This window comes from Porphyrobacter sp. AAP60 (assembly GCF_001296025.1).
Taxonomy (GTDB): Bacteria; Pseudomonadota; Alphaproteobacteria; order Sphingomonadales; family Sphingomonadaceae; genus Erythrobacter.
Genome location: NZ_LJHV01000016.1, coordinates 17,868 through 40,676 on the forward strand (window position 1 = coordinate 17,868; position 22,809 = coordinate 40,676).

The following is a 22,809-nucleotide window of genomic DNA, read 5'->3' on the forward strand; positions in this document are numbered from 1 at the left end:
CGTGCCAGACCTTTCGGAGATTCTTTGCCCATGGCGTTCCGCGAATTCGAAACCCCCGCACTGTCCCGCCGCTCCCTGTTCCGGGGAAGCGCCTTGCTGGCTGGCGGCGCCGCGCTTTCCTCCTTGCCGTTTGGCCGGGCATTGCTGGCGCATGATATCAGCGAAAACTGGCCCAACGTCGCTGCGCTGGCAAAGCGTTATGTCGACAGCCGTAAACTGGCCAACCTGTTCCTGACGTTTGGCTGGGGCCAGGAAGACCATGCCCACACGGTCGGCGGCGGCACGCTTTCGCTCGCCAAGCCGGCACAGGTGGATGAAAACTCGCTGTTCCGGATCTATTCGATGTCCAAGCCGATCACCGGCATGGCGACGATGATCCTGATCGATCAGGGCAAGCTGGGCCTTGATCAGCCGCTGCACGAAATCCTGCCTAAATTCCGCAACATGCAGGTGTTGATCGATCCTGAAGGGTCGCTGGAAGAAACCGTTCCTGCGCAGCAACCGATCACGATCCGGCAACTGCTGACCCATACGGCTGGGCTGGGTTACCAGATCATCAGCAAGGGGCCGCTTCAGGCGGCCTTCAACGAACAGGGACTGGTTGGCGGCAGGGTCAGCCGGATGCCGATCCCCGGGATCGAGCCGGTAACGCCTGCACCCGGCCTTGCGGTCTGGGCCGACCGGCTGGCCGAATTGCCGCTGATGTATCAGCCTGCCACCAAATGGAGCTATTCCTGCTCGATCGACCTCCTGGGCCGGGTGATCGAAGTGGTTAGCGGGATGGAGTTCGAAGCGTTCCTGAAGCAACGCATTTTCGAACCTTGCGGCATGGGCAGTACCTATATGCAGGTGCCGCAAAGCGAAGTGGGCCGTTTGACAGACAATTACGGGATCATCGGCGGCAATGCCTTCCCGATCGATCCGGGCGTCAATTCGATTTTCCTCGACCCGCCCGAGGTGCCCGCAGGCGGCGGCGGTCTGGTGTCGAGCCCCAAGGACTACGATCGCTTCCTGCGCATGCTGCTGGGTTACGGTACCATCGACGGTAACTTCGTGTTGAGCGAAGAAGCGGTGCGGGTTGGCACGTCGAACCTGTTGCCTGCGTCGGTCGATACGACCGGCAGCTGGCTTGAAGGCGAAGGCCATGGTGCCGGCGGCCGATCAAAAGATGGCAGTTTCGGCTGGGGCGGGGCGGCTGGCACGCTGGCCGCAGTGGACTTCAACCTCAAGCTGCGCTCGTGCCTGTTCACGCAATACATGCCGGCAGAAGCCTATCCGATCCGGGACGAATTCCTTGCCGCGATGGAAGCTGATCTGGCGGGGATGCGGGCCAAGCAGAAGGCAGCGTAATGCTGAACACCATTGCAACTGCACCGCTGATGGCGTTTTCCGGATCGCCGATTGACCGGGCCGACAATATCCGGGTCGATCCGGCGGCGCTGGGTAACCTGATGAACTGGCGCGCGCGGGTGATGAACCTCGACGGGTTGCTGCCCGAATTCGACGATGACGGGCGCTTGCTCTGGCATACGCTTGCCGATGTCGCGCCTGATGCCGAGCTGGTCTTCCTCGGAATGCTGGGCGACCAGGCGCATTTCGCGCCGGTGCCGGATCAGGGCGCTGGCGGGCCGGCCATGCCGCGCGCGTGGCAGGTGATGCAGATGCTGCAGCCGGAGGATCTGGCGATCTATGGCGGGGCAAGGAGCCTGATCGATTGGCACGCGCGGCACCGGTTCTGCGCCAATTGCGGTTCGCCGACGAAACTGGTGAAGGGCGGCTGGCAACGCCATTGCGATGGCTGCGGCGCGGATCATTTCCCGCGCACCGATCCGGTCACAATCATGCTGGTCGAGCACGAGGACAAGCTGCTGCTGGGCCGCCAGCCGCGCTTCCCGCCGCGCATGTATTCCGCGCTGGCAGGTTTCGTCGAACCGGGCGAGACGATCGAGGAAGCCGTGGCCCGCGAAATTCACGAGGAAGCAGGCGTGCGGGTGCGCGATGTGCGCTACATCGCCAGCCAGCCGTGGCCGTTCCCCAGCCAGCTGATGATCGGTTGCACCAGCGTTGCCGTTGACACGCAAATCACCATCGACCGCACCGAACTGGACGATGCACGCTGGTTCACCCGCGCCGAACTGGAGGATGCCCGCGCCGCCGGGCCTGAGGGCAATGAACTGCTGATCTTCCCGCAGAAATTCGCCATCGCCCACCACCTGATCGCATGGTGGCTCGACCGATGACAGCAGAAGCCCCCCGGCGCCTGACGATCGACATCTATTCCGATGTGATGTGCCCATGGTGCCTGATCGGCTATGGCCAATTGACCAAGGCCTTGGCCGAGCTCGAAGGTGAAATCGCCGCGGAAATCCGCTGGCGACCGTTCGAATTGAACCCCGGTATGCCGCCCGAAGGCGAGGAACAAGAGGCTCATCTACAAAGGAAATATCGCCGTCCGGCAGAAGAGGGCGCGGCGATTCGCGGGCAGATGAAAGCGATTGCCGAAAGGGCCGGCGTGTCGCTTTCCTACGAGGGCGGGGATGTGGCACCGCCTGCGATGATGTGGAACACGCGAGACTGCCACCGGCTGCTGACCTTTGCGCTCGAACAGGCGGGGCCAGACGTGCAGACCGCGCTGAAGCTGGCGCTGTTTCGCGCCCATTTCAACCACCGCGCCAACCTGTCAGACCGCAAGGTTCTGCTTGATATTGCAGCCGAAAACGGGCTTCATCGGGAAGCAGTCAAAGCCGCGCTGGATGATCCCGAAGTGGAAGCCCGCGTTGCTGCCGAGCAAGCCCGGGCGTGGGATATGAATATCTCCGGCGTGCCTGCGATGATCGTTGAAAACAAGTTCCTGATCCCCGGAGCGCAAGCCCCGGAAGTCTATGTGAACGCGCTCAGAAGGGTGGCTGAACGCAGTCAGCCAGGGGTCTAGAAAGGGTCTAACAAGGGTCTGGACACCAGCAAGGCTTGCCCATTCAGACCAGTCCCAGCCGCTCCAGCTTCATCGCCAGCTTGCCGGGCAGCGCATCGCCGATATCCTCGCCATCGGCCACGTCTTTCGGGGCCTTGTCCTCTGTCAGATAACGCCAGCCCTGATGGGCGCGCTTGGGGATCTGGTGGACGCGGATCAGGCGCGGTTCGAGGCAAATGTCCCAGCGCCCGTCATCGGTTTTCACAAAGCCGGTGATCGGGGATCGCGCCACAATGGCGTGGTTGATGATCCAGTAAAGCGATCCGCCCACCACCTCTTCATGCCGCGTCGGGCGGTTGCGGGTGGTGAGACGAGCCCCGCCGCGCCCTTCAAACCATCCGGCAAGGTCATCATAGCTTTTCGCGCCGAACGCGATCTTGGTCAGGTTGAGCGGCATGGGGGCAACTTAGGGTGTTTTGTCGTCATTGCGAGCCGTCAGGCGAAGCAATCCACGGCCAGGTCTGTCAGTCGGTTGCTGCGGTGGTCCATGGATTGCCGCGTCGCCTCCTGACGGAGGCTCCTCGCAATGACGAAAGGTAATCAAGCAATAGATAGGCCCCCATCCACAATGAACGGCGCGCCCGTGGCAAATTTGCTCTCGTCGCTGGCGAGATAGACCACCAGATGCGCGATATCATCCACCTCGCCCATGCGGCCGATGGGCTGGGCGACGGAGAAGGCGGCGCGGGTGGCATCGGGATCGGGGGTGCCCGCGATTACGCTTTCCACATTGGGGGTGAGGATCGTGCCCGGCTGCACCGAATTCACCCGCACGCCGTTCTTCTCGCGCGCGCAGTAGAGTGCGATGCTTTTGGTCAGCGTCACCACCGCAGCCTTGGCGCTGTTGTATGCAGCCAGATCGGGCGAGACCTTGTTGCCCGCCGCACTGGAGAAATTGACGATCGATCCCCCGCCACTGCGCGCCATCAAGGGGATCGCCGCCTTGCAGCCCATGAAGATCGAATCGACATCGACCGTGTAACAGCGCTTGAAATCCTCCACGCTGATATCGGCGATGGAGCCGAACACGGTGATCGCAGCATTGTTGACCAGCACATCCAGCCTGCCGTGGCTGGCTTCGACTGCGGCGATCACTTCCTGCCAGCGCGCCCAGTCTGTCACGTCCTGCGGCAGGTAGTCGCAGCCCAGTTCCGCCGCAGTCGCCGCGCCCGCCGCCTCGTCGATATCGGCGATGATGACGGTCGCACCCTCGGCCATCAGAGCTTTGGCTGCTGCCTTGCCCAGACCCATTGCGCCGCCGGTCAGCAGCACCACCTTGCCCGAAACCCGTCCTGCCATGCGCTCTCTCCCCTATGTTCGGGAGAGCGGGTTAAAGCGTGGCCAGCCCCATCGCCACTGCCAAACCTAAGAAGGCAAAGAAGCCCATGGAGTCGGTGATCATCGTCACAAACACGCTGCTGGCGACGGCGGGATCCTGATCCAGCCGTTCAAAGATTACCGGCACCAGCACGCCTGCAAGGCCCGCAATCGCGATATTGACCACCATCGCGAGCGCGATCACTACGCCCATCATCGGCGTGAACAGCACCGCCGTGGCAGCCCCGATCAACAGCGCAATCGTACCGCCATTGAGCAGCGCGACGCGGAATTCGCGCCACAATATGCGGCGGGTGTTGGAGCGGGTCAGCTGATTGGTCGCAATCGCGCGCACCGCCACCGCCATCGTTTGCGTGCCGGCATTGCCGCCGATGCTGGCGACAATCGGCATCAGCACGGCGAGCGCCACCAATTGTTCTATTGCCGCCCCGAAAAACGCGATGATGGCCGATGCGATGACCGCCGTGCCAAGGTTCGCGATCAGCCACCGCACGCGGCTGGAGTATGCCTCGCGCAGCGGTTCGTTGATGTCACCATCGCCCGCGCCGGACATCAGCAGGGCATCCTCGCCCGCTTCTTCGGAGATGATGTGGACGATATCGTCGACCGTCATCTGCCCGACCAGCCGCCCGCTTTCATCCACCACGGCGGCGGAAATCAGCGCGTATTTCTGGAACATCAGCGCCGCTTCTTCCTGATCCATCGTCACCGGGATCAGGGTCTGGTCGCGCTTCATCAGATCGGTGAGTTTCACGTTGCGCGGGGTGGTAAGCACCCAGTTCAATGCGCAGGTGCCTACCGGGTGGTGACGCTCGTCAATCACGAAGACTTCGAAGAAATCGTGTTCGATATCGCCGTTTTCGCGCAGGTAATCGATCAGGTCGCCAACGCTCATATGTTCCGGCACGGCAACGAAATTGCGGCTCATCAGCCGCCCGGCGGTTTCTTCCGGGTAAGCCAGCGCGCTGGAAACGGCGGCGCGGGTTTCCGGCTCCAGTTCGGCCATCACCGCGCGCTGATCGGCCTCGTCGAGATCCTCGATCAACTGCACCGCATCATCGGTGTCGAGCTGTTCCGCGATCACCGCAACTGCCTGCGCGGACAAGGTGTCCATCAGGTCATCGCGCACGTAATCGTTGAGTTCCGCGATCACATCGCCGGACATCAGATCGCTGATCGCTGACGCCAGCGCCGCGCGTTCGCGCGGTTCGAGCAGTTCAATCAGGTCGGCGATGTCGGCCGCGTGGAGCGGTTCGACCAGATCGTAAACCGCGCCCTTGTCACCTGCCTCCAGCGCATCGTGAACCGCGCTGACGAAGGATGGCTTCAGCCGGTTTTCCTCGTCGTGGCGTTCATCGTCCACGCGGTCATCCGGACGCACCTCGGCGTCTGCCGGTTCAGCGGTCAGCAGATCATCGTCGAGGTTACGGATATCGGCCATATTGAGGCGGTTTAGGCGGGGAGGGGTGAAAAGCAAGGCTGGAGGGTGACACCTGCGTTTTGCCTGCTAAAAGCGCGGAAAATTCCCTCAGGAGATACAGACATGGCCGAAACCCTTACCTTCACCCTCGACACCGGCGGCGACACCACCGGCGACGTCGTGATCAAGCTGCGCCCCGATCTGGCGCCTGGCCACGTGGCGCGCATCGCCGAACTGGCGCAGGAAGGCTTTTATGACGGCGTGATCTTCCACCGCGTCATCAACGGCTTCATGGCGCAGGGCGGCGATCCGACCGGCACCGGCATGGGCGGCAGCGACAAGCCCGACCTTGCGGCAGAATTCAACGCCGAACCGCACGTCGAAGGCGTGTGTTCGATGGCGCGTTCGCAGAACCCCAACAGCGCCAATTCGCAGTTCTTCATCTGCCTTGATGACGCGCGCTTCCTCGACAAGCAGTACACCGTGTGGGGCGTGGTCGAAAGCGGCATGGAACACGTCCACGCGCTTCCGAAGGGCGAACCGCCGCGCAGCCCCGGCAAGATCGTCAAAGCGACTGTGGCCTGAGGACGGGCCGAGCCCCGAAATGATGACCCGTGCGATGGCAGCGGCGCTTCCGGCGCTGCTGCTGGGCGCCTGCGCCACATTGCCCGATATCTCGCAATCGCGCTCCCCATGCCAGCTTGAGCCGGGCGGGTGGTGCGCTTTTGTGCGGGAGGCTGCGGTTGATGCCTTCCCCTATGCGGTGGCATCAACCAATGCCTATACCGGCGATGATGATCTGTTCGCCAAGCCGGGCCGGGTGTTGCAGCGGGTTGAGCACCTTCCGATCGCTGCCGAAGATGCGGACAAGGGCTTCAGCTACGAAATCTTCAATCAATACGCGCCTGCATCAGGCAGCGATTCCGCGCGCAAGCCGATCGCCCGCGTGCTCGCCTTCCGTGGAACCGATTTCAAGGGGCTGAGCGATGTCTTTTATGGCTCCCTGCGCAGCGACCAGATCGAATTGGCGCTGCGCTATTTCGATGCGGAGCGGGCGCGGCTGGGAACAGACGTGCCGTGGATCGTAACCGGTCATTCGCTGGGCGGGGCGCTGGCGACAGAGGTATCCCAGGCCCATCCGGACGTGCGCGCCTATCTGTTCAACACATCGCCTTTTTATCGCAACGGGGTGCGTCCGAACGCGCTGCAGCGCACGGTCTTCAACGAACGGGGCGAATTTTTGCGGCGGTTTGCCAAATATGACGAACCACCCGCTGCCAACGTCATCACCATCAATTGCGAACCGCGCAAAAACGCTATCACCAAGCACAAGGTGCGCCCGCTGGCCGATTGCATCACGTGGATTGCCGCTTATGCCAGCCCGGATGCGCTGGCGGTGGTGAAGGCCAATGGCATTGCCAAGCCCTTTGTCGAATGCGGGCCGGAAGATCAGCCGCACCCCGGCCTGGGGGTGAAGCCGGATGCGCCCTGCGTGCACAAGGCCCAGCGCGAGAAAAAGCCCGAGGGTAAGGTCAAGCGCAGCGGCGATTGAACCTTGCGGCCATCGGCGCTAAAGGCGCTGTCCTCATGAAACCGCAATCCTCCCCCAAGACCTATCGGGTCAAAAGTTTCGGTTGCCAGATGAACGTCTATGATGGCGAGCGCATGGCCGAATTGCTGGGCGAACGCGGCATCCAGCCAGCACCGGAAGGCGAGGAGGCCGATCTCGTCATCCTCAACACCTGCCACATCCGCGAAAAGGCGGCAGAGAAGGTCTATTCGGACATCGGACGGCTGGTGAAGGCGGGCAACAAGGCGGGCAAGGCTCCCCTGATCGCGGTCGCCGGCTGCGTCGCGCAGGCCGAGGGCGAGGAGATCATGGCGCGTGCGCCTGCTGTCAGCATCGTAGTCGGCCCGCAGGCCTATCACCGCCTGCCCGAAATGCTCGACACAGCGGCAAACGGCGGGCGAGCAACCGATACCGACATGCCCGCCATCGCCAAGTTCGATGCGCTCCCAGGGCGCAAGAAACGCGGCCCCAGCGCCTTCCTCACCGTGCAGGAAGGCTGCGACAAGTTCTGCACCTATTGCGTGGTGCCCTATACCCGCGGTGCGGAAATCTCGCGGCCGTTCGCGCATCTCGTTGCCGAGGCACAGAAGCTGGTCGAGACCGGCGCCTGCGAGATCACGCTGCTGGGCCAGAACGTCAATGCGTGGTCGGGTGAGGACGACAAGGGCCGCAAGACCGGGCTGGGCGGGCTGATCCGCACGCTTGCTGAAATCGACGGGCTGGAGCGTATCCGCTACACCACCAGCCACCCCAACGACATGGACGATGACCTGATCGCCGCGCATGGCGAGGTGGACAAGCTCATGCCCTATCTGCACCTTCCCGTGCAAAGCGGCAGTGACCGCGTGCTGAAGGCGATGAACCGCCAGCACACCGCGGAAAGCTATCTCAAGCTGCTGGAGCAATTCCGCGCCGTGCGACCTGATATCGCCTTGTCAGGCGATTTCATTGTCGGCTTTCCGGGCGAGACCGAAGCCGAGTTCGAAGATACCCTGCGGATCGTCGATGAAGTCCGCTATGCCCATTCCTTCACTTTCAAATACTCCCCGCGCCCCGGCACGCCTGCGGCCACGATGGAGGGTCAAATTGCGGCGGAGGTGATGGATGATCGTCTGCAACGCCTTCAGGCGCGCATCGCCCACCACCAGTTCGCCTTCAACAAGGCCAGCGTCGGCAAGACCTGTCAGGTGCTGGTCGAACGCACCGGAAAACTGCCGGGCCAATGGCTTGGCAAATCGCCGTGGCTGCAATCAGTGTGGTTCGAATCGCCCGCTGCAATCGGTGATCTGGTCGAGGTCACACTCGACGAGGCCGGGCCGAATTCGCTGATGGCCCGGCTGCGCCAAACCATTACGGTCTGAAGACTTTCCACCACCATCTCGCCGCACCCGGCTTGCTTTGCGCAAGGGTCGCCTTACCTTCCCGACTCAGGGCGAGGGACTGTCCCTTCGCCGCAGCCAAAGGAAGCTATGGGCCGACGACCCTCCCGTGCCGGACATCCGGCTCTTTCGCCCGACCCGCGCGGTATCCCTGAACCTCGCCGCGCACGCGTTGATCTGACTTTCGAAAACCAGTCGCTGCTCGGCCCGTTGTTCGGCCAGTTCGATGCCAATCTGGTGCAGGTCGAAAACCGGCTGGGCGTGTTCATCCACGCGCGCGGGCATCAGGTGGTGATCGAAGGGCCGGAGGACGATGTCGGCCGCGCCCGCGAAACGCTGAAAACCATGTATGACCGGCTGGCGCGCGGCGAGGCGCTGGATAGCGGCGCGATTGAAGCGATGATCGCAATGTCATCCGAACCGACGCTGGAAGGGATCATTTCGGGCGAGTCCGACGGCCCGCCGATCATGATCCGCACGCGCAAGAAAACCATCGTGCCCCGCTCGGCCACACAGATCGAATATATGCGCAGCCTGGCGCGCGATGACATCATCTTCGCCCTTGGCCCGGCAGGCACTGGCAAGACCTATCTCGCCGTGGCGCAGGCGGTCAGCCAGCTCATCACCGGCAACGTCCAGCGCCTGATCCTGTCGCGTCCGGCGGTGGAGGCGGGCGAAAAGCTGGGCTTTCTGCCGGGGGACATGAAAGAGAAGGTCGATCCCTATCTGCGGCCCCTGTATGATGCGCTGAACGATTGCATGCCGCCCGAACAGGTGGAGAGGCGTCTGGCCAATGGCGAGATCGAGATCGCGCCGATCGCCTTCATGCGCGGGCGCACACTGGCGGACAGCTTCATCATCCTCGACGAAGCGCAGAACACCACGCGCGAACAGATGAAGATGTTCCTGACCCGCTTTGGCCAGAACAGCCGGATGGTGATCTGCGGCGATCCGCGGCAGGTCGATATCCCCGGCGGGCCGCGCATGAGCGGGCTGAACGATGCGGTCGAACGGCTGGAGGGTGTGGAAGGCTTCGGCACAATCCGCTTTTCCGCCGCCGATGTGGTGCGCCATCCGATTGTGGGCCGGATCGTCGAGGCGTATGAAGGCAATGGTGAGGGCGAGGGGGCTTAGGTGGGTTTCAAGCGGATAGTATTCACTTGGCTGGGCGTGTTCGCTGCGGTCTGTGCGGCCCCGCTTGCTGCGCAGGATGAACCCGTAGCCGAGGTGATTTTTACCGACGTGCGGATTTTTGATGGAACGTCGGATAGGCTATCGCCTGCCACCAATGTTCTTGTGCGCGGGAATATCATTGCGGCGATCGGCGCAGAAATCCGTGCCGAAAGCGACAATGCAGCGGTGATCGAAGGGCGCGGGGGCACGCTGATTCCGGGCCTCATCGACAACCATGTCCACATGATGTTCAACAGCCTCTCGCCCGCGCAAATGTCCGATCCCGATATGGGGCTGGAAAAGGTCATGCAGCTTTCTGCCGGACAGGCGCGGGCCATGTTGCTGCGCGGCTTTACCTCGGTGCGCGATGTTGGCGGGCCTTCGTTTGAACTCAAGCGCCTGATCGATAGCGGCAGGATCATGGGGCCGCGCATCTGGCCTTCGGGGCCGATGATTTCGCAGACTTCGGGCCATGCCGATCTGCGCGGCCCGAACGAACCGTCGCGCCGCTTTTCCGGGAAGGTGCCGCTGGCCGAGCAGGTCTGGGCCAGCGTAATCGCCGACGGACGCGCAGAAGTGCTGACCGCGGTGCGCGAGAACCTGCGATTGGGCGCAAGCCAGATCAAGATTGCAGCGGGCGGCGGTACCAGTTCCGAATATGATCCGCTTGATGTCACCCAATACACGCTCGACGAGATGCAGGCGGCGGTTGATGCGGCGTCGGACTGGAACACCTATGTCACTGTCCACGCCTATCACCCCAAGTCGGTGCGCCGCGCGATCGAGGCCGGGGTCAAGGTGATTGAACATGGCAACCTGCTGGACGAGGACACGCTAAAGTTGATGGCCGACAAGGGCATCTGGCTGTCCGGCCAGATGCTGGTCGATTCGACCGAAGCGATGGACCCGAAGCGCCGCGAAAAGCGCAAGCCGGTGATCGAGGGCCAGCGGATTGTCTGGCCCATGGCCAAGCGGCTCGGCGTGAAGCTTGCCTGGGGAACCGATTTTCTGTTCGAGCCGGAATTGAACGCGCAGCAGAACACCTACCTGCTGCGGTTGAAGCCCTATTTCACGCCGGCCGAATTGCTGCGCCTTGCCACCAATGACAATGCCGCTTTGCTGGCGATGTCAGGGCCGCGCAGTCCATACGAAGGGCGGCTGGGGGTCGTGGAAGTGGGAGCGCTTGCCGATCTTATTCTGGTGGACGGCGATCCGCTCGCCAACATCGATCTGATCGGCGATCCCGAAGGCAAGTTCGTGGTAATCATGAAAAATGGCGAACTTGTGAAGGGCGGGCGTTAAATGCTGGCTTGCCCGCTGCGCTGTGCCTGCCACGGCGGTTGTCCGATGCATAATCCGCGCTAAGGCGGCACCCCATGCAACTTGATATCGACATCGAAGGCTGGCCTGCGGGTGATTGGGACGCGCTGGCGGAGCGGGCGGCGCAGGCCGCAGGCGCTGGTGAGCCGCTGCTCGCCAACCCGCGCCTGATTGCCAGCCTGCTGTTTACCTCGGACGCTGAAGTCCACATCCTCAACCGCGAATGGCGGCAGCGGGACAAGCCCACCAATGTGCTCAGCTTCCCGATGCTGGAGCGCGGCGAACTCGAAGCGCTCAGGCCAGAAGGCCCGCCGGCGATGCTCGGCGATATTGCGCTGGCTTATGAAACCTGCGCGCGCGAAGCGGCGGAGAAGGGTGTGCCACTGGAAGCCCACGCCGCGCATCTGATCGTCCACGGCCTGCTGCATCTGGCAGGCCACGATCATGTCGATTCCGACGCACAGGCCGAACAAATGGAGGCGTTGGAAACAGCAATACTTGCAAAACTGGGCATCGCTGACCCATATGGCGCATGAACACCGCTAGGAGCAGCGACTAAGGCCATGGCCGATTCCAATCTTTCCGCGTCCCAATCGGGAGACGCGGACAGTAGCAGCGGGCTTTGGCCTGCCTTGCGCAAAATCTTCGGGCTGGAAGCCGCGCGTTCTCTGCGCGAACAGCTTGAAGAAGCGATTGACGAGCACGAGGACGAAAACGGTGCCTCAGGCTCGGATGCGGGTGGCAACGCAGGGGGCGACCTTTCGCGGGTTGAACGCCAGATGTTGCGCAACCTTCTGCACTTTTCCGAACATGATGCCGATGATGTCGCCGTGCCGCGCGGAGAGATTATTGCGGTTGATGCCGAAATCAGCTGGGCGGACATGGTCGCAGCGTTCAGCGAACACGGCCATTCGCGCATGCCAGTATACCGCGAAACGCTGGATCAGGTGATCGGGATGATCCACATCAAGGATGTGTTCCCGTTCCTCGCCGATGGCACTCCGCCGCCCGAGGATTGGACGACGCTGATGCGCCAGCCGCTATACGTGCCGCAGGCGCGCGGCGCGCTGGATGTGCTGGCCGATATGCGCACCCAGCGGGTGCACCTTGCGATCGTGCTCGACGAGTTTTCGGGCACTGACGGTCTCATCACGATCGAAGATCTGGTCGAGGAAATTGTCGGTGATATCGAGGATGAACACGATGATGCGCCGCAAGCGCTGTGCGTCTCCATCGGCGAAGGGATGTGGGATTGCGATGCCCGCGCCGAGCTTGACGATATCGCCGAGCAGATCGATCCGCGCTTGGCCGAGGTGGAAGAGGCAGTCGATACTTTAGGCGGGCTGGCCTTCGTTCTGGCAGAAGCCGTGCCGCCGGTTGGCGCGATGCTGGAACATCCCAGCGGTTGGCGGATTGAAGTGACAGCGGGCGACGAAACCCACGTCACCCGGCTGCGGCTGCACCCGCCTGAAGTTGCGAACGAGATGCAATAGGCGCAACTGCGCAGCGCCGTCTGCATTTTTTCTTCGATTTTTTGCATCCAAATTGCGTCTCGGGCGTATCTCCGGCATCAAGGAGAGAGTTCATGCCTGCACGCCGTCTGCCCCCATTGCGCGCGCTCGAAGCGTTCATGCGCACCGTCCGCCTCGGCTCGGCGCGTGCGGCGGCGGAAGAAATCGGCCTCAGCCCTTCGGCCCTTTCGCGGCGGATCAGCAATCTTGAAGAATTCGTCGGCAAAAAGCTGTTCACCCGCGCGCGTCAGTCGATGCAGCTGACCGACGAGGGCCAAGCGTTTTACGAGGCTGTGAACCCGCATATGGAAGCGCTGGCCCGCGCGGTGGAAAGCCAGTCGGATAATATCGCGCTGCTGCGGCTGCGGCTGGGCGTGCTGCCGATGTTCGGTAGCCAGCGCCTGTTCCCGCGACTGGGCGAACTGCGCAAGCGCCACCCGCTGCTGCACATCGACATCGATACCGCCCCGCATCTGGAAGACCGGGTGGGCGATACTCTGGATGCCGCGATCATTCTGTCACGCGGCCCGGCCAGCGGCTTGCACGCGGTGCGGCTCGACCACAATCTCGTCCATGCGATTTGCAGCAAGGACATTTCGCGCGCCATCGGCAACGAGGTAACCCCCGAATCGCTCGCCAAGCAGACCTTCCTGATCCACAACGAACTGCCCGAAAGCTTTGCCGCGTGGAAGAAGGCCAACGGGCTTGAAGGCATGACCCCGGCGGCAATCGATCATTACGATTCGGGCGCGCTGATGCTGGAGGCAGCAGCACAGGGCCTCGGCATTGCGATCATGCATGATGATCACCTGCGCCGCGCCAATGACAACCGCCTGATCAACCTGCCCGGCGCGCCGGTCGAGAGCCCATATAGCTACTGGTTCGTGTGCAAACCGGTGTCGCTGGAGAGCCGCCCAGTGCGGATTTTCCACGATTGGCTTGTACGCGCGGGATTGTAGGTTTTGCGATCGCGCTGGCGCGCGATGCATACCTCCCGCTCCGCCTCCCCACCCGGACACCATAACATAGTGGTACTATTGGTGGCCGGGTGGGGAGGCGGGGCGGGTGGTCTGCGACCTTACAAGGACGCCTCATAGCGCACTGGCGGCACTGTGTGCGCAAAGGGGCGCAGCGGCTTTCCGAGAATCTCGATCAGCGCTTCCTCGATCCGGCGGCGCGATTCCTGGCTGATCGCCTTGCGCCCGCGGAAATCTTCGGGGCTGAAAGGTTCCAGATAATGCAGCCGAACCTTGAAGCTGCCCTTGCGGGACAGGACGCGTTTGGCGTTATTGACGCCGCCTTCCTCGCCGATCCAGCCGATCCATTCGGCCACCGGGCCGTAATCCATGATCACCGGCTGCACCAACACGCCCGGCGGCGGTGGTTCGAGCACTGACAGCATGGAGGTCTTGAACGGCAGCAGCGATTGCCCATCGGTGGTGGTGCCTTCGGGGAAGACCGTGACCGACCAGTTATCGACCAGTGCCTCTTTCAGGGCATTGATCTGTTCGGCCACGCCCATGCGGTTTTCCCGCTTGACGAAGACAGTGCGGTTGAGGCTCGCCAGCCAGCCGACCACGGGTGCTTCGGCCAATTCGGCCTTGGCGACAAAGGCCGTGCCGCTGGCGCCTGCCAGCGCGAGAATATCAATCCACGACAGGTGATTGGCGACAAAGAATACGTCGCGTTTCAAATGGGTGCCAACCACCTCCACCCGCGCCCCGCACACCCGCGCGGCATAGCGCAAGAACAGCATCGGGAAGGGCGATCCATAGGCCAGCGCCCGGAACAGGTAATGCAACGGCACGAACACGATCAGCAGCGCAATCAGGCCCGCCGCACGCAAGGCAATTCGCATCCATCCCGCAGCCGAGACCGGCGTTGGCTCGCCCCGCGCTGCGGCGGCGCGCAATTCCGCGTCAGTCATTGCGCGCAATTAATCATTGCGAGAAAGTCGCACGCCGTAAAGCTCCATGCGGTGATCGACCAGCCTGTAACCCAGGCGCTCGGCAATCTGGCGCTGCAGCGCTTCTACTTCGGGATCGACAAATTCGACGACCTTGCCGGTTTCCACATCGATCAGGTGATCGTGATGCGCCTCGGGCACGGGTTCGTAACGTGAACGCCCGTCGCCGAAATCGTGGCGATCAAGTATGCCGGCTTCTTCGAACAGGCGCACGGTGCGATACACCGTGGCGATCGAGATGCGCGGATCGATGGCGGCGGCGCGGCTGTGCAGCAGCTCGACATCGGGGTGATCTTCGCTGTCCGATAACACCTTGGCGATCACCCGGCGTTGTTCGGTGATGCGCAGGCCCTTTTCGGCGCAGAGTTGTTCGAGATCGATTTTCTGGTTCAAGCAAAGCTCCATCGCCAAACGTGGCGTCCGGTACCGGATACGGCCATTCTATAGCAAAGCAGCCTCATCTCTATAGAGACGAGGCTGCTTGCTCAAGCTGGCTTGCAACCCTCTCAACAGGGGTGGCTAAGCCGGCGACTTATTGCGCGACCTGAGGGCGGATCAGGCCTTCTTGGCGCGGCGCGGACGCACCACAGTGCCCGGCTTGCGGCCGAGGCCGATCTTCTTGGCCAGATCGCGGCGTTTTTCCGCATAATTGGGCGCAACCATCGGGTAATCGGATGGCAGACCCCAGCGCGCGCGGTATTCTTCCGGCGTCATATCGAAGTTGGTGCGAAGATAACGCTTCAGCATCTTCAGCTTCTTGCCATCTTCAAGGCAGACAATGTAATCCGGCTTGATCGAATTGCGGATCGAAACTGCGGGCTGCGGCCGCACTTCTTCAACCTCTGCCACTTCGCCAAGGTTGGCGAGGGCGTTGTAAACATTGGTGATCAATTCAGGGAGATCGCCAACTGCGACATCATTGTTGCCGACATGGGCGGCAACGATGTCGCTGGTCAGCGTGATAAGCGTTTCTTTAATTTCCATTTTCGATTCCTGCATAAGTTCCCGACGGCATCTTGATTGTGTGCCTGTTTTTCGCCCATGCCGGACGAAACCATTTTTGGCAACCGCATAGCTTTGCGTAATCCGGATTATGCGGTGGGTAGGGCGAGACTAGATTGAACAGCCAAAAGTAATGGCATCCACTCTCTCGCCATTTTCCATGCGGTAATAGTTTCGCCGCTCTCCGATAGGTTCGAAACCGAACTTGCTATAGAGATGTATCGCGGGATTGCCGCGTCGCATTTCAAGGAAGATGCGCGTGATACCGCGTGAACTGGCCTGCGCGAACAAGTGCTTTATCAATGCCGCACCGACCCCGCGCCGCCGAACACCGGGCAACACCGCGATGAGCAACAATTCTTCCTCGTCCAGCACATGGCGGGTCAGCACGAACCCGGCCGGGCTGGCGGATTGCGCGGCATTATCGGGAATCGGCGTGCCGTCGGCATCCACCACCAGCGCATGGGTGTTGGGCATGGTCAGTGCATCGGCAATCTGCCTGCGGTTCCACGCCTCACCATAAGCCGGATCGAATGCGGACCCCATCACCGCCATGATCCGGTCGATCAGGGCAGGGCTTGCCATCATGCGCGGGTGCGCTCCGCCATCGGAATGGCATCGGCACCGCGGCCATAGATCGGGGTAAGGCGGACGGTCAGCAAGCCTTCTGGCAACAGTGACACCCGCGAGGCTTCTGGTAACAATGCGATCGCCTTCCGGTCCTCTCCCAGAAGCGCGGCGAATTCTTTTGCCCGGTTGCCCGCGATCACACCTTGCGCACCCACTGCGACAGCTTGCGCCGGCGTGAGCGAGCGCAGGTCTTTGTCCGGCTGGCCGTTGGTGAAATCCTGCACGAACCATTCGCCGTGTCCGCCGTTCATGCAGACTGTGATCGCGGCGTCGGGATGTTCAGCCTGCGCCTGCGCACCAACCAGCGCAAGCGTGGGGTAGCCCAGCACCTCTGCCCCCCACGCATACCCGAGCGCGCGGGCAGTCGCCAGGCCGATCCGAACACCGGTAAAGCTTCCGGGACCGAGCGAGACCAGAATGCGCGCCGCTTTGCCTTTATCCGGCAGAGCGGCAATCATCGGCACCAGCGCTTCGGCATGGCCGCGCCCCAGCACACGGTGATCATGCGCGATCAGCCGTTCACCCTCGAACAGGGCAACAGAGCACGCTTCCGAAGCGGTTTCGATGGCAAGCAATCGCATCGTGACGCGCGATGCCTCACGATGCGTGCCTGCGCAAGCAGCGAGATGCGCTTCAGACGATGCGGTTGAAGAGGCCGAATTCTGGACGCGGGCTGCGCGGGAAGATGCTGTCGGGGTCGCCATAGCCGATCGAGCAGATGAAATTGACCCGGTGGCGCGGTTCGTCTGCGAAGAACGCGGCGGTCACCGCATCGCCATCAAACCCCGACATCGGCCCGCAATCCAGCCCCACCGCACGCGCGGCGAGCATGAGGTAGGCACCCTGCAAGGATGAATTGCGAAATGCGCCTTCCTTGCGGCCGGCCTCGTCCCCGTCGAACCAGCTTTTGGCATCGGTGTGGGGGAACAACCACGGCAGTTCTTCATGGAAATCGATGTCGTAACCGATTACTGCTGTGACAGGTGCGGCGGCGACTTTGTCCTTGTTGCCATCGGACACGCAATCCACCAGCTTTGCCTTGGCGTCTTCGGACTTGACCCATACGATCCGTACCGGCTGCATATTGGCCGATGTGGGCGCCATCTTCATCAGATCCCAGATCGCATGAAGCTGTTCATCCGAAACCGGCTTGTCGAGCCAGTCATTATAGCTGCGCGCATCGTTGAACAGCTGCGCAAGCGCCGCGTCCGAAAGGACGTGATCGTGATATTGGGTGGTCATGGCGAATCCTTGAAAGTGGAAAAGTGAAAACTCAGGCTGCCCTGACTTCAACCACTTCGGGGACATAATGTTTCAGCAAGCCTTCAATGCCGTGCTTCAGTGTGGCGGTGCTCGAAGGGCAGCCTGCGCATGATCCCTGCAAGGTCAGATAGACCACCCCGTCGCGAAAGCCGCGATAGGCGATATCGCCGCCGTCGCCTGCCACTGCCGGGCGAACGCGGGTTTCGAGCAGTTCGTTGATCGCCGCGATTACCTCGGCATCTTCGGGGCGCTCTTCCACCACGGCTTCATCTTCGGGCGGAACGCTGATGCCACCTGCGCTGCCGCTGGCGAATAACGGGGCCTGCGAGACAAAGTGATCGAGCAGGATCGAAATCACCTGCGGGCGCAGCACGCTCCAGTCCGCACCCGGTGCGGCGGTGACCGAGACGAAATCGCGGCCGAACATCACATTGACCACTTCGCCGCTGTCGAAAATTGCCTGGGCCAGCGGGCTGGCTTCGGCAGCTTCGGGCGAGGCGAATTCGCGGGTGCCTGCGTCCATCACGGTCTGGCCGGGCAGGAACTTGAGGGCGGAAGGGTTGGGTGTGGTTTCGGTTTCGATGAACATGGCCCCAATCTAGGCAGGCACGGCGCAAGCCACAAGTGCGCGGGGCAAGAAGCATTCACTATCGCTTCAGACTTTGGTGCCCTATAACTGCGCCCATGACGTTGCTCACCCGTGCCAGCCGCACTCTCGTCCTCCTGCTTTCATCCGCCGCGCTGCTGCAGCCGGTGCTTGCCCAGCAGACCACCAACGCCCCGCCGGTTGCCGTACCCGCCGCGCCTGTGGTGCCTGCGCCGCAAGCCCTGCAGATCAATGGCGAGACACCGTGGCTGTACCGCGGCAGCGACGTTCCGGTTGATGAAAAATGGCTGTTTGGCGAGATGAAGAACGGCCTACGCTATGCCGTGCGCCGCAATGGCGTGCCGCCGCGGCAGGTTTCGATCCGGGTGCGGGTGGATGCGGGCGCGCTTCACGAAGCTGACGGCGAACAGGGCTATGCCCACTTGCTGGAACATCTGTTGTTCCGCGAAAGCAAATATCTTGGCCAGGCCGAAGCGATTTCAGCTTGGCAGCGGCTGGGCGCGACCTTCGGCAGCGATGCCAATGCCGAAACCAGCCCGACTCACACGGCCTACAAACTCGACATTCCCAATATCGACGATGCCAAGCTGGGCGAGAGTTTCAAGCTGCTGTCGGGCATGATCCGCGAACCGGTGCTGAACGATGCCAATGTCGGGGCCGAACGTCCGATTGTGCTTGCGGAAAAGCGCGAGCGCGGCGGCGCGGGGCTGCGGATGGCAGACCTTACGCGGCAGACTTTCTTTGCCGGACAGCGCCTTGCGGTGCGCAATCCGATCGGCACCGATGAAACCCTGAGAGCCGCAACCGGCCCGGCGGTTAAGGCGTTCTATGATCGTTGGTACCGCCCGGAAAATACTGTGATCGTGGTGGCTGGTGATGCCGATCCGATGGTGCTCGCCGGGCTGGTGGAGAAATGGTTCGGCGATTGGCAGGGCACCGGCCCTGTTGGCGTCGCGCCCGATTTCGGCGATCCGGTTGCCCCGGTCACGGCGTTGGAAAACCCGGTGGAAGGCACCCCGATCGGCGAGCTTGCGGTTGGCGTCGAACCCGATCTGCCGCGCAGCCTGACCTATGCCGTCATGCGGCCGTGGCGGCAGGTTGAAGACACCGTCATCTATAACGAAGGCCTGCTGCTGGATGCCGTGGCGCAGGCGATCATCAACCGCCGGCTGGAATCGCGCGCCCGCGCAGGCGGCAGCTATCTTTACGCGCAGGTGCAGCAGGATGATGTTTCGCGTTCGACCGATGCGACCTTCGTGACCTTCGCTCCGCTGACCGACGATTGGCAGGCAGCGCTTGCCGATGTGCGCAGCGTGATCGCCGATGCGCTCACCACCGCGCCGACGCAGGAGGAAATTGACCGCGAAGCCGCCGAATTCGACGTGGTCTTCGCCAACGCGGTCGAGCAGGAAAGTGTGCAATCCGGGTCGGTTCTTGCCAACAACATCATCAACGCTGTTGATATCCGCGAGACGGTGGCCGCGCCCGAAGTGGTGCTGGATCTGTTCCGGGGCATGAAGCCGCGGCTCAATCCGCAAGAGGTGCTGGAACGCACGCAGGCATTGTTCGAAGGCACCGTGACCCGCTCCGTCTATGTCACCCCCACCGCGGGCGAGGCTGATGCCGCCGCACTGCGGCTGGCCTTGGCGAGCGAGGCAGCAGTCGATGGCAGTGCAAGGCTGGCCGCGCAAAGCATCTCGTTTGACGATCTGCCGCCTGTCGGCACACCCGGCACCATTACCGGCCAGCGCCCGCTGGGGGTGTTGCAGATCGAACAGGTCGATTTCGCCAACGGGGTGAAGGCACTGGTATGGGCCAATGATGCCGAACCGGGCCGCGTCACTGTGCGCGTTCGCTTTGGCGCTGGCTACCGCGCATTTGACAAGGACAGCGCCGTTTATGCGGCCATAGGCGAGGCCGCACTGGTGGGCTCGGGCCTTGGCGAATTGGGACAGAACGAGATCGACCGGCTGGCAACGGGCCGCAAGCTGGGCTTTGATTTCGCCATTGACGATGCGGTGTTTACCCTGACCGCGCAGACCCGGTCGGAAGACGTCAACGATCAGCTCTATCTGTTCGCCGCGAAGCTGGGGATGCCGCGCTGGGACAAGGATCCGGTCATCCGCGCCAAGGCGGCGGCGGGGCTCGCCTACAACACCTATGCCACCAGCCCCGGCGGCATCCTGAACCGCGATCTGGAATATCTCGCTTCGGGCGGGGATCAGCGGTTCGCCACGCCCGATCCGGCGGCGCTGAATGCGGTCACGCCCGAAGGCTTCCGTGCTGTATGGGAACCCTTGCTGAAGCAAGGCCCGGTCGAAGTGCTGGTGTTCGGCGAATTCGATCAGGAAGCGGTTATCGAGCAATTGCGCCAGACCTTCGGTGCGCTGGCTCCGCGCGATCCCATTCCGGCTGATGTCGCCGCGCGGGTGCCGGGATTTGCCGCTCCTTCTGCCGATCCTTCGGTGGTGACCCATCGCGGCGATGACAATCAGGCCGCTGCCGTGGTTGCCTGGCCCAGCGGGGGCGGGGTGGCATCCTTGCGCGAAAGCCGCCAGCTGGAAATCCTGACCCAGCTGTTTAATAACCGCCTGCTGGATGCCCTGCGTGAACGTGCCGGGGCCAGCTATTCGCCGCAGGTCTTTTCCAACTGGCCGGCCGATCTTTCAACCGGCGGGCGGATCACCGCGCTGGCCCAGCTTGAGCCGGAATTCGTGCCGATTTTCTTTGCCGAGGCAGACAGGATCGCGCGCGATCTCGCTGCCAATCCGCCCACTGCGGATGAACTGGAACGGGTGACAGAGCCGCTCAGCCAGCTGATCCGGCGCGCATCCACCGGCAACCAGTTCTGGCTGTATAATCTTGAAGGCGCAGCGTTTGATCCCCAGAGGGTGGCGCTGCTGCGCACGCTGCTGGCGGATTACTCGCAAACCAGCCCGCAGATCATGCAGTTCCTGGCTGATCGTTACTTTGCCAAGGGCGCTCCGTTCCGGCTCGCGATTATTCCCGAAGGGCAGACCCTGGCGCAGGCTCCGGCGGCAACCGATGCGGCGGCGCCTGCCTCTGCAAACGCACCGGTGGCATTGCCGGCGGGCCGCTGATCAACCGTGCGGCGGCGCCGTTTATCGGCGGGGCCGGTTACAGTGGCCGGGAAATAATGTTGTCCAAAGTGGCATTGCCGCTTTACAATTCAAACCCGCGTCCTGTAGCGGGCGCCCCCGCGCAAGCTTTGCGCGGATTGACATGAAAGAGTTTGACTGTGCCTGAGACCTGGACCCCGGATAGCTGGAAGGCCCACGAAGCGCGCCACCTGCCGCATTACGAAGATGCGGCCGAACTGGCGGAGGCGGAGAAGACGCTGTCTTCCTACCCCCCGCTGGTGTTCGCGGGCGAGGCGCGGGCGTTGCAGGCAGATCTGGCACAGGTCGCTGGCGGCCACGGCTTCCTGCTGCAAGGCGGGGACTGCGCCGAAAGCTTTGCCGAATTCCACCCCAACAACATCCGCGATACCTTCCGTGCGATCTTGCAGATGGCGGTGGTGATGACCTTCGCCAGCAAGCGTCCGGTGGTGAAGGTTGGTCGTATGGCGGGCCAGTTCGCCAAGCCGCGTTCCGCCCCGACCGAGACGATCGATGGCGTGACACTGCCCAGCTACCTTGGCGACAACATCAACGGGATCGATTTCGATGCGGTATCGCGCCGGAATGATCCCGCCCGCATGGTGCGCGCCTATTCGCAGGCGGCAGCGACGCTCAATCTGCTGCGCGCATTTGCAGGCGGCGGCTATGCCAATCTGCGGCAGGTGCACCAGTGGACGCTCGATTTCATGGGTCGCACCCCGTGGACCGAAAAGTTCAGCGAAATGGCTGACCGGATCGGCGAAGCGCTCGATTTCATGGAGGCTTGCGGGGTCGATCCCGGCACCGTGCCGCAGTTGAAGGGCACCAGCTTCTACACCAGCCATGAAAGCCTGTTGCTGCCTTACGAACAGGCGATGACGCGGCAGGATTCGCTGACCGGCGATTGGTTTGCGACGTCTGCACACATGCTGTGGATCGGGGATCGCACCCGTTTCCCCGGTTCGGCGCATATCGAATATGCCCGCGGAATCGGCAATCCGCTCGGCATGAAATGCGGGCCGAGCCTTGAACCGGATGCGCTGCTGACCTTGCTTGATCAGCTTAATCCCAAGCGCGTGGCGGGGCGGATCACGCTCATCAGCCGCTTTGGCCACGACAAGGTCGAAGACGGCCTGCCGCGCCTTGTCCGTGCCGTAGAGCGCGAAGGGCATCCGGTTGTGTGGAGCTGCGACCCGATGCACGGTAACGTCGTCAAATCCGATACCGGCTTCAAGACCCGCCCGTTTGACCGCATCCTGCGCGAAGTGAAGGGCTTCTTCGCCGTTCACCGCGCCGAAGGTTCGCACCCCGGCGGCATCCATATCGAGATGACCGGACAGGATGTGACCGAATGTGTCGGCGGCGCGGTTGCGATCACCGAGGAACGGCTGGGCGACCGTTACCACACGCATTGCGACCCGCGCCTCAACGCCGAACAATCGCTGGAACTTGCATTTCTGGTGGCAGAAATGCTCAACGAGGCTGCGGGCGGGCGCGAGGCTGACATCAGCGCCAACGCGGCGTAACGTGCGGGGCGCAG

Annotated in this window: 23 protein-coding genes; 13 read left to right on the plus strand and 10 right to left on the minus strand. The window is 62.5% G+C overall.

What is annotated here, in order from left to right; all coding sequences use genetic code 11:
* The first annotated feature begins 30 nt into the window (after window positions 1-30).
* Genes IP79_RS12475 through IP79_RS12485 form a run of 3 tightly spaced genes read left to right on the plus strand, consistent with a single transcriptional unit; the run spans window position 31 to window position 2,932 of the window.
* On the plus strand, window positions 31-1,350 hold the full coding sequence (locus tag IP79_RS12475) for a serine hydrolase domain-containing protein (RefSeq protein ID WP_054119636.1): 1,320 nt from the start codon (window positions 31-33) through the stop codon (window positions 1,348-1,350).
* On the plus strand, window positions 1,350-2,240 hold the full coding sequence (gene nudC, locus IP79_RS12480) for an NAD(+) diphosphatase (protein ID WP_054119637.1): 891 nt from the start codon (window positions 1,350-1,352) through the stop codon (window positions 2,238-2,240). Before IP79_RS12475 ends, nudC begins: the two co-directional genes overlap by 1 nt.
* A complete protein-coding gene (locus IP79_RS12485; RefSeq protein ID WP_054119638.1) occupies window positions 2,237-2,932 on the plus strand; it encodes a DsbA family oxidoreductase in 696 nt (231 codons plus the stop codon). The genes nudC and IP79_RS12485 overlap by 4 nt, the downstream gene beginning before the upstream one ends.
* A gap of 43 nt (window positions 2,933-2,975) precedes the next feature.
* Here IP79_RS12485 and IP79_RS12490 read toward each other — a convergent pair whose 3' ends face one another.
* The 3 genes from IP79_RS12490 to mgtE all read right to left on the minus strand — a co-directional run bounded on the left by IP79_RS12490 (window position 2,976) and on the right by mgtE (window position 5,750).
* Window positions 2,976-3,368 (minus strand): DUF1489 family protein, encoded by a 393-nt coding sequence (locus tag IP79_RS12490; RefSeq protein ID WP_054119639.1) that lies wholly within the window; start codon window positions 3,366-3,368, stop codon window positions 2,976-2,978.
* Between the two features lie 143 nt (window positions 3,369-3,511).
* Window positions 3,512-4,270, minus strand: a complete 759-nt coding sequence (locus tag IP79_RS12495; protein ID WP_054119640.1) for an SDR family oxidoreductase — start codon at window positions 4,268-4,270, stop codon at window positions 3,512-3,514.
* Window positions 4,271-4,301: 31 nt separating this feature from the next.
* Window positions 4,302-5,750 carry a magnesium transporter gene (mgtE, locus tag IP79_RS12500; RefSeq protein ID WP_054119641.1) on the minus strand — a complete coding sequence of 483 codons (1,449 nt, stop codon included), beginning with the start codon at window positions 5,748-5,750 and terminating at the stop codon, window positions 4,302-4,304.
* 102 nt (window positions 5,751-5,852) lie between these two features.
* Between mgtE and IP79_RS12505 the strand changes: the two genes are divergently transcribed.
* From IP79_RS12505 to IP79_RS12540, 8 genes are all read left to right on the plus strand, one after another.
* Window positions 5,853-6,314, plus strand: coding sequence for a peptidylprolyl isomerase (locus IP79_RS12505; protein ID WP_054119642.1), 462 nt, complete (start codon window positions 5,853-5,855; stop codon window positions 6,312-6,314).
* Between the two features lie 19 nt (window positions 6,315-6,333).
* Complete coding sequence (locus IP79_RS12510; RefSeq protein WP_054119643.1) at window positions 6,334-7,281, plus strand: alpha/beta hydrolase; 948 nt, start codon at window positions 6,334-6,336, stop codon at window positions 7,279-7,281.
* A gap of 35 nt (window positions 7,282-7,316) precedes the next feature.
* Window positions 7,317-8,660: a tRNA (N6-isopentenyl adenosine(37)-C2)-methylthiotransferase MiaB gene (miaB, locus tag IP79_RS12515; RefSeq protein WP_054119644.1), complete on the plus strand. Its 1,344-nt coding sequence runs from the start codon at window positions 7,317-7,319 to the stop codon at window positions 8,658-8,660.
* A 108-nt stretch (window positions 8,661-8,768) separates the two neighbouring features.
* Window positions 8,769-9,812 carry a PhoH family protein gene (locus IP79_RS12520; RefSeq protein WP_054119645.1) on the plus strand — a complete coding sequence of 348 codons (1,044 nt, stop codon included), beginning with the start codon at window positions 8,769-8,771 and terminating at the stop codon, window positions 9,810-9,812.
* On the plus strand, window positions 9,813-11,153 hold the full coding sequence (locus tag IP79_RS12525; protein WP_197273816.1) for a metal-dependent hydrolase family protein: 1,341 nt from the start codon (window positions 9,813-9,815) through the stop codon (window positions 11,151-11,153).
* A gap of 74 nt (window positions 11,154-11,227) precedes the next feature.
* Window positions 11,228-11,707: an rRNA maturation RNase YbeY gene (gene ybeY / locus IP79_RS12530; RefSeq protein ID WP_054119646.1), complete on the plus strand. Its 480-nt coding sequence runs from the start codon at window positions 11,228-11,230 to the stop codon at window positions 11,705-11,707.
* A 27-nt stretch (window positions 11,708-11,734) separates the two neighbouring features.
* A complete protein-coding gene (locus tag IP79_RS12535) occupies window positions 11,735-12,664 on the plus strand; it encodes a hemolysin family protein (protein WP_054119647.1) in 930 nt (309 codons plus the stop codon).
* 92 nt (window positions 12,665-12,756) lie between these two features.
* Complete coding sequence (locus tag IP79_RS12540) at window positions 12,757-13,641, plus strand: LysR substrate-binding domain-containing protein (protein WP_082337206.1); 885 nt, start codon at window positions 12,757-12,759, stop codon at window positions 13,639-13,641.
* 119 nt (window positions 13,642-13,760) lie between these two features.
* Here the strand turns inward: IP79_RS12540 and IP79_RS12545 are convergent, their stop codons facing one another.
* The 7 genes from IP79_RS12545 to IP79_RS12575 all read right to left on the minus strand — a co-directional run bounded on the left by IP79_RS12545 (window position 13,761) and on the right by IP79_RS12575 (window position 18,132).
* A complete protein-coding gene (locus IP79_RS12545) occupies window positions 13,761-14,609 on the minus strand; it encodes a lysophospholipid acyltransferase family protein (protein ID WP_054119648.1) in 849 nt (282 codons plus the stop codon).
* Window positions 14,610-14,618: 9 nt separating this feature from the next.
* The gene (locus tag IP79_RS12550; RefSeq protein WP_054119674.1) at window positions 14,619-15,041 is read right to left on the minus strand and encodes a Fur family transcriptional regulator; all 423 of its coding nucleotides are present in this window, start codon (window positions 15,039-15,041) and stop codon (window positions 14,619-14,621) included.
* A gap of 162 nt (window positions 15,042-15,203) precedes the next feature.
* Complete coding sequence (locus IP79_RS12555; protein WP_054119649.1) at window positions 15,204-15,647, minus strand: MucR family transcriptional regulator; 444 nt, start codon at window positions 15,645-15,647, stop codon at window positions 15,204-15,206.
* A 114-nt stretch (window positions 15,648-15,761) separates the two neighbouring features.
* Window positions 15,762-16,238 (minus strand): GNAT family N-acetyltransferase, encoded by a 477-nt coding sequence (locus IP79_RS12560; RefSeq protein WP_054119650.1) that lies wholly within the window; start codon window positions 16,236-16,238, stop codon window positions 15,762-15,764.
* Window positions 16,235-16,861, minus strand: a complete 627-nt coding sequence (gene tsaB, locus IP79_RS12565; protein WP_054119651.1) for a tRNA (adenosine(37)-N6)-threonylcarbamoyltransferase complex dimerization subunit type 1 TsaB — start codon at window positions 16,859-16,861, stop codon at window positions 16,235-16,237. Before tsaB ends, IP79_RS12560 begins: the two co-directional genes overlap by 4 nt.
* Before the next feature lie 52 nt (window positions 16,862-16,913).
* On the minus strand, window positions 16,914-17,522 hold the full coding sequence (locus IP79_RS12570) for a malonic semialdehyde reductase (RefSeq protein WP_054119652.1): 609 nt from the start codon (window positions 17,520-17,522) through the stop codon (window positions 16,914-16,916).
* A gap of 31 nt (window positions 17,523-17,553) precedes the next feature.
* On the minus strand, window positions 17,554-18,132 hold the full coding sequence (locus IP79_RS12575; protein WP_054119653.1) for a NifU family protein: 579 nt from the start codon (window positions 18,130-18,132) through the stop codon (window positions 17,554-17,556).
* A 95-nt stretch (window positions 18,133-18,227) separates the two neighbouring features.
* Between IP79_RS12575 and IP79_RS12580 the strand changes: the two genes are divergently transcribed.
* Together IP79_RS12580 and IP79_RS12585 are read left to right on the plus strand one after the other, a co-directional pair.
* Window positions 18,228-21,251 (plus strand): M16 family metallopeptidase, encoded by a 3,024-nt coding sequence (locus tag IP79_RS12580; protein ID WP_082337207.1) that lies wholly within the window; start codon window positions 18,228-18,230, stop codon window positions 21,249-21,251.
* A gap of 158 nt (window positions 21,252-21,409) precedes the next feature.
* The gene (locus IP79_RS12585) at window positions 21,410-22,795 is read left to right on the plus strand and encodes a class II 3-deoxy-7-phosphoheptulonate synthase (protein ID WP_054119654.1); all 1,386 of its coding nucleotides are present in this window, start codon (window positions 21,410-21,412) and stop codon (window positions 22,793-22,795) included.
* Window positions 22,796-22,809 lie beyond the last annotated feature (14 nt).

Excerpts from the sequence above, each read along its gene's own strand:
- nudC (WP_054119637.1), top strand. The coding sequence starts at position 1,350 with ATGCTGAACACCATTGCAACTGCACCGCTGATGGCGTTTTCCGGATCG.
- IP79_RS12490 (WP_054119639.1), bottom strand. The coding sequence starts at position 3,368 with ATGCCGCTCAACCTGACCAAGATCGCGTTCGGCGCGAAAAGCTATGAT.
- IP79_RS12580 (WP_082337207.1), top strand. The coding sequence starts at position 18,228 with ATGACGTTGCTCACCCGTGCCAGCCGCACTCTCGTCCTCCTGCTTTCA.
- IP79_RS12540 (WP_082337206.1), top strand. The coding sequence starts at position 12,757 with ATGCCTGCACGCCGTCTGCCCCCATTGCGCGCGCTCGAAGCGTTCATG.
- IP79_RS12510 (WP_054119643.1), top strand. The coding sequence starts at position 6,334 with ATGATGACCCGTGCGATGGCAGCGGCGCTTCCGGCGCTGCTGCTGGGC.
- mgtE (WP_054119641.1), bottom strand. The coding sequence starts at position 5,750 with ATGGCCGATATCCGTAACCTCGACGATGATCTGCTGACCGCTGAACCG.
- miaB (WP_054119644.1), top strand. The coding sequence starts at position 7,317 with ATGAAACCGCAATCCTCCCCCAAGACCTATCGGGTCAAAAGTTTCGGT.
- IP79_RS12575 (WP_054119653.1), bottom strand. The coding sequence starts at position 18,132 with ATGTTCATCGAAACCGAAACCACACCCAACCCTTCCGCCCTCAAGTTC.
- IP79_RS12485 (WP_054119638.1), top strand. The coding sequence starts at position 2,237 with ATGACAGCAGAAGCCCCCCGGCGCCTGACGATCGACATCTATTCCGAT.
- IP79_RS12475 (WP_054119636.1), top strand. The coding sequence starts at position 31 with ATGGCGTTCCGCGAATTCGAAACCCCCGCACTGTCCCGCCGCTCCCTG.
- ybeY (WP_054119646.1), top strand. The coding sequence starts at position 11,228 with ATGCAACTTGATATCGACATCGAAGGCTGGCCTGCGGGTGATTGGGAC.
- IP79_RS12560 (WP_054119650.1), bottom strand. The coding sequence starts at position 16,238 with ATGATGGCAAGCCCTGCCCTGATCGACCGGATCATGGCGGTGATGGGG.
- IP79_RS12495 (WP_054119640.1), bottom strand. The coding sequence starts at position 4,270 with ATGGCAGGACGGGTTTCGGGCAAGGTGGTGCTGCTGACCGGCGGCGCA.
- IP79_RS12555 (WP_054119649.1), bottom strand. The coding sequence starts at position 15,647 with ATGCAGGAATCGAAAATGGAAATTAAAGAAACGCTTATCACGCTGACC.
- IP79_RS12520 (WP_054119645.1), top strand. The coding sequence starts at position 8,769 with ATGGGCCGACGACCCTCCCGTGCCGGACATCCGGCTCTTTCGCCCGAC.
- IP79_RS12570 (WP_054119652.1), bottom strand. The coding sequence starts at position 17,522 with ATGACCACCCAATATCACGATCACGTCCTTTCGGACGCGGCGCTTGCG.
- IP79_RS12505 (WP_054119642.1), top strand. The coding sequence starts at position 5,853 with ATGGCCGAAACCCTTACCTTCACCCTCGACACCGGCGGCGACACCACC.
- IP79_RS12545 (WP_054119648.1), bottom strand. The coding sequence starts at position 14,609 with ATGACTGACGCGGAATTGCGCGCCGCCGCAGCGCGGGGCGAGCCAACG.
- tsaB (WP_054119651.1), bottom strand. The coding sequence starts at position 16,861 with ATGCGATTGCTTGCCATCGAAACCGCTTCGGAAGCGTGCTCTGTTGCC.
- IP79_RS12535 (WP_054119647.1), top strand. The coding sequence starts at position 11,735 with ATGGCCGATTCCAATCTTTCCGCGTCCCAATCGGGAGACGCGGACAGT.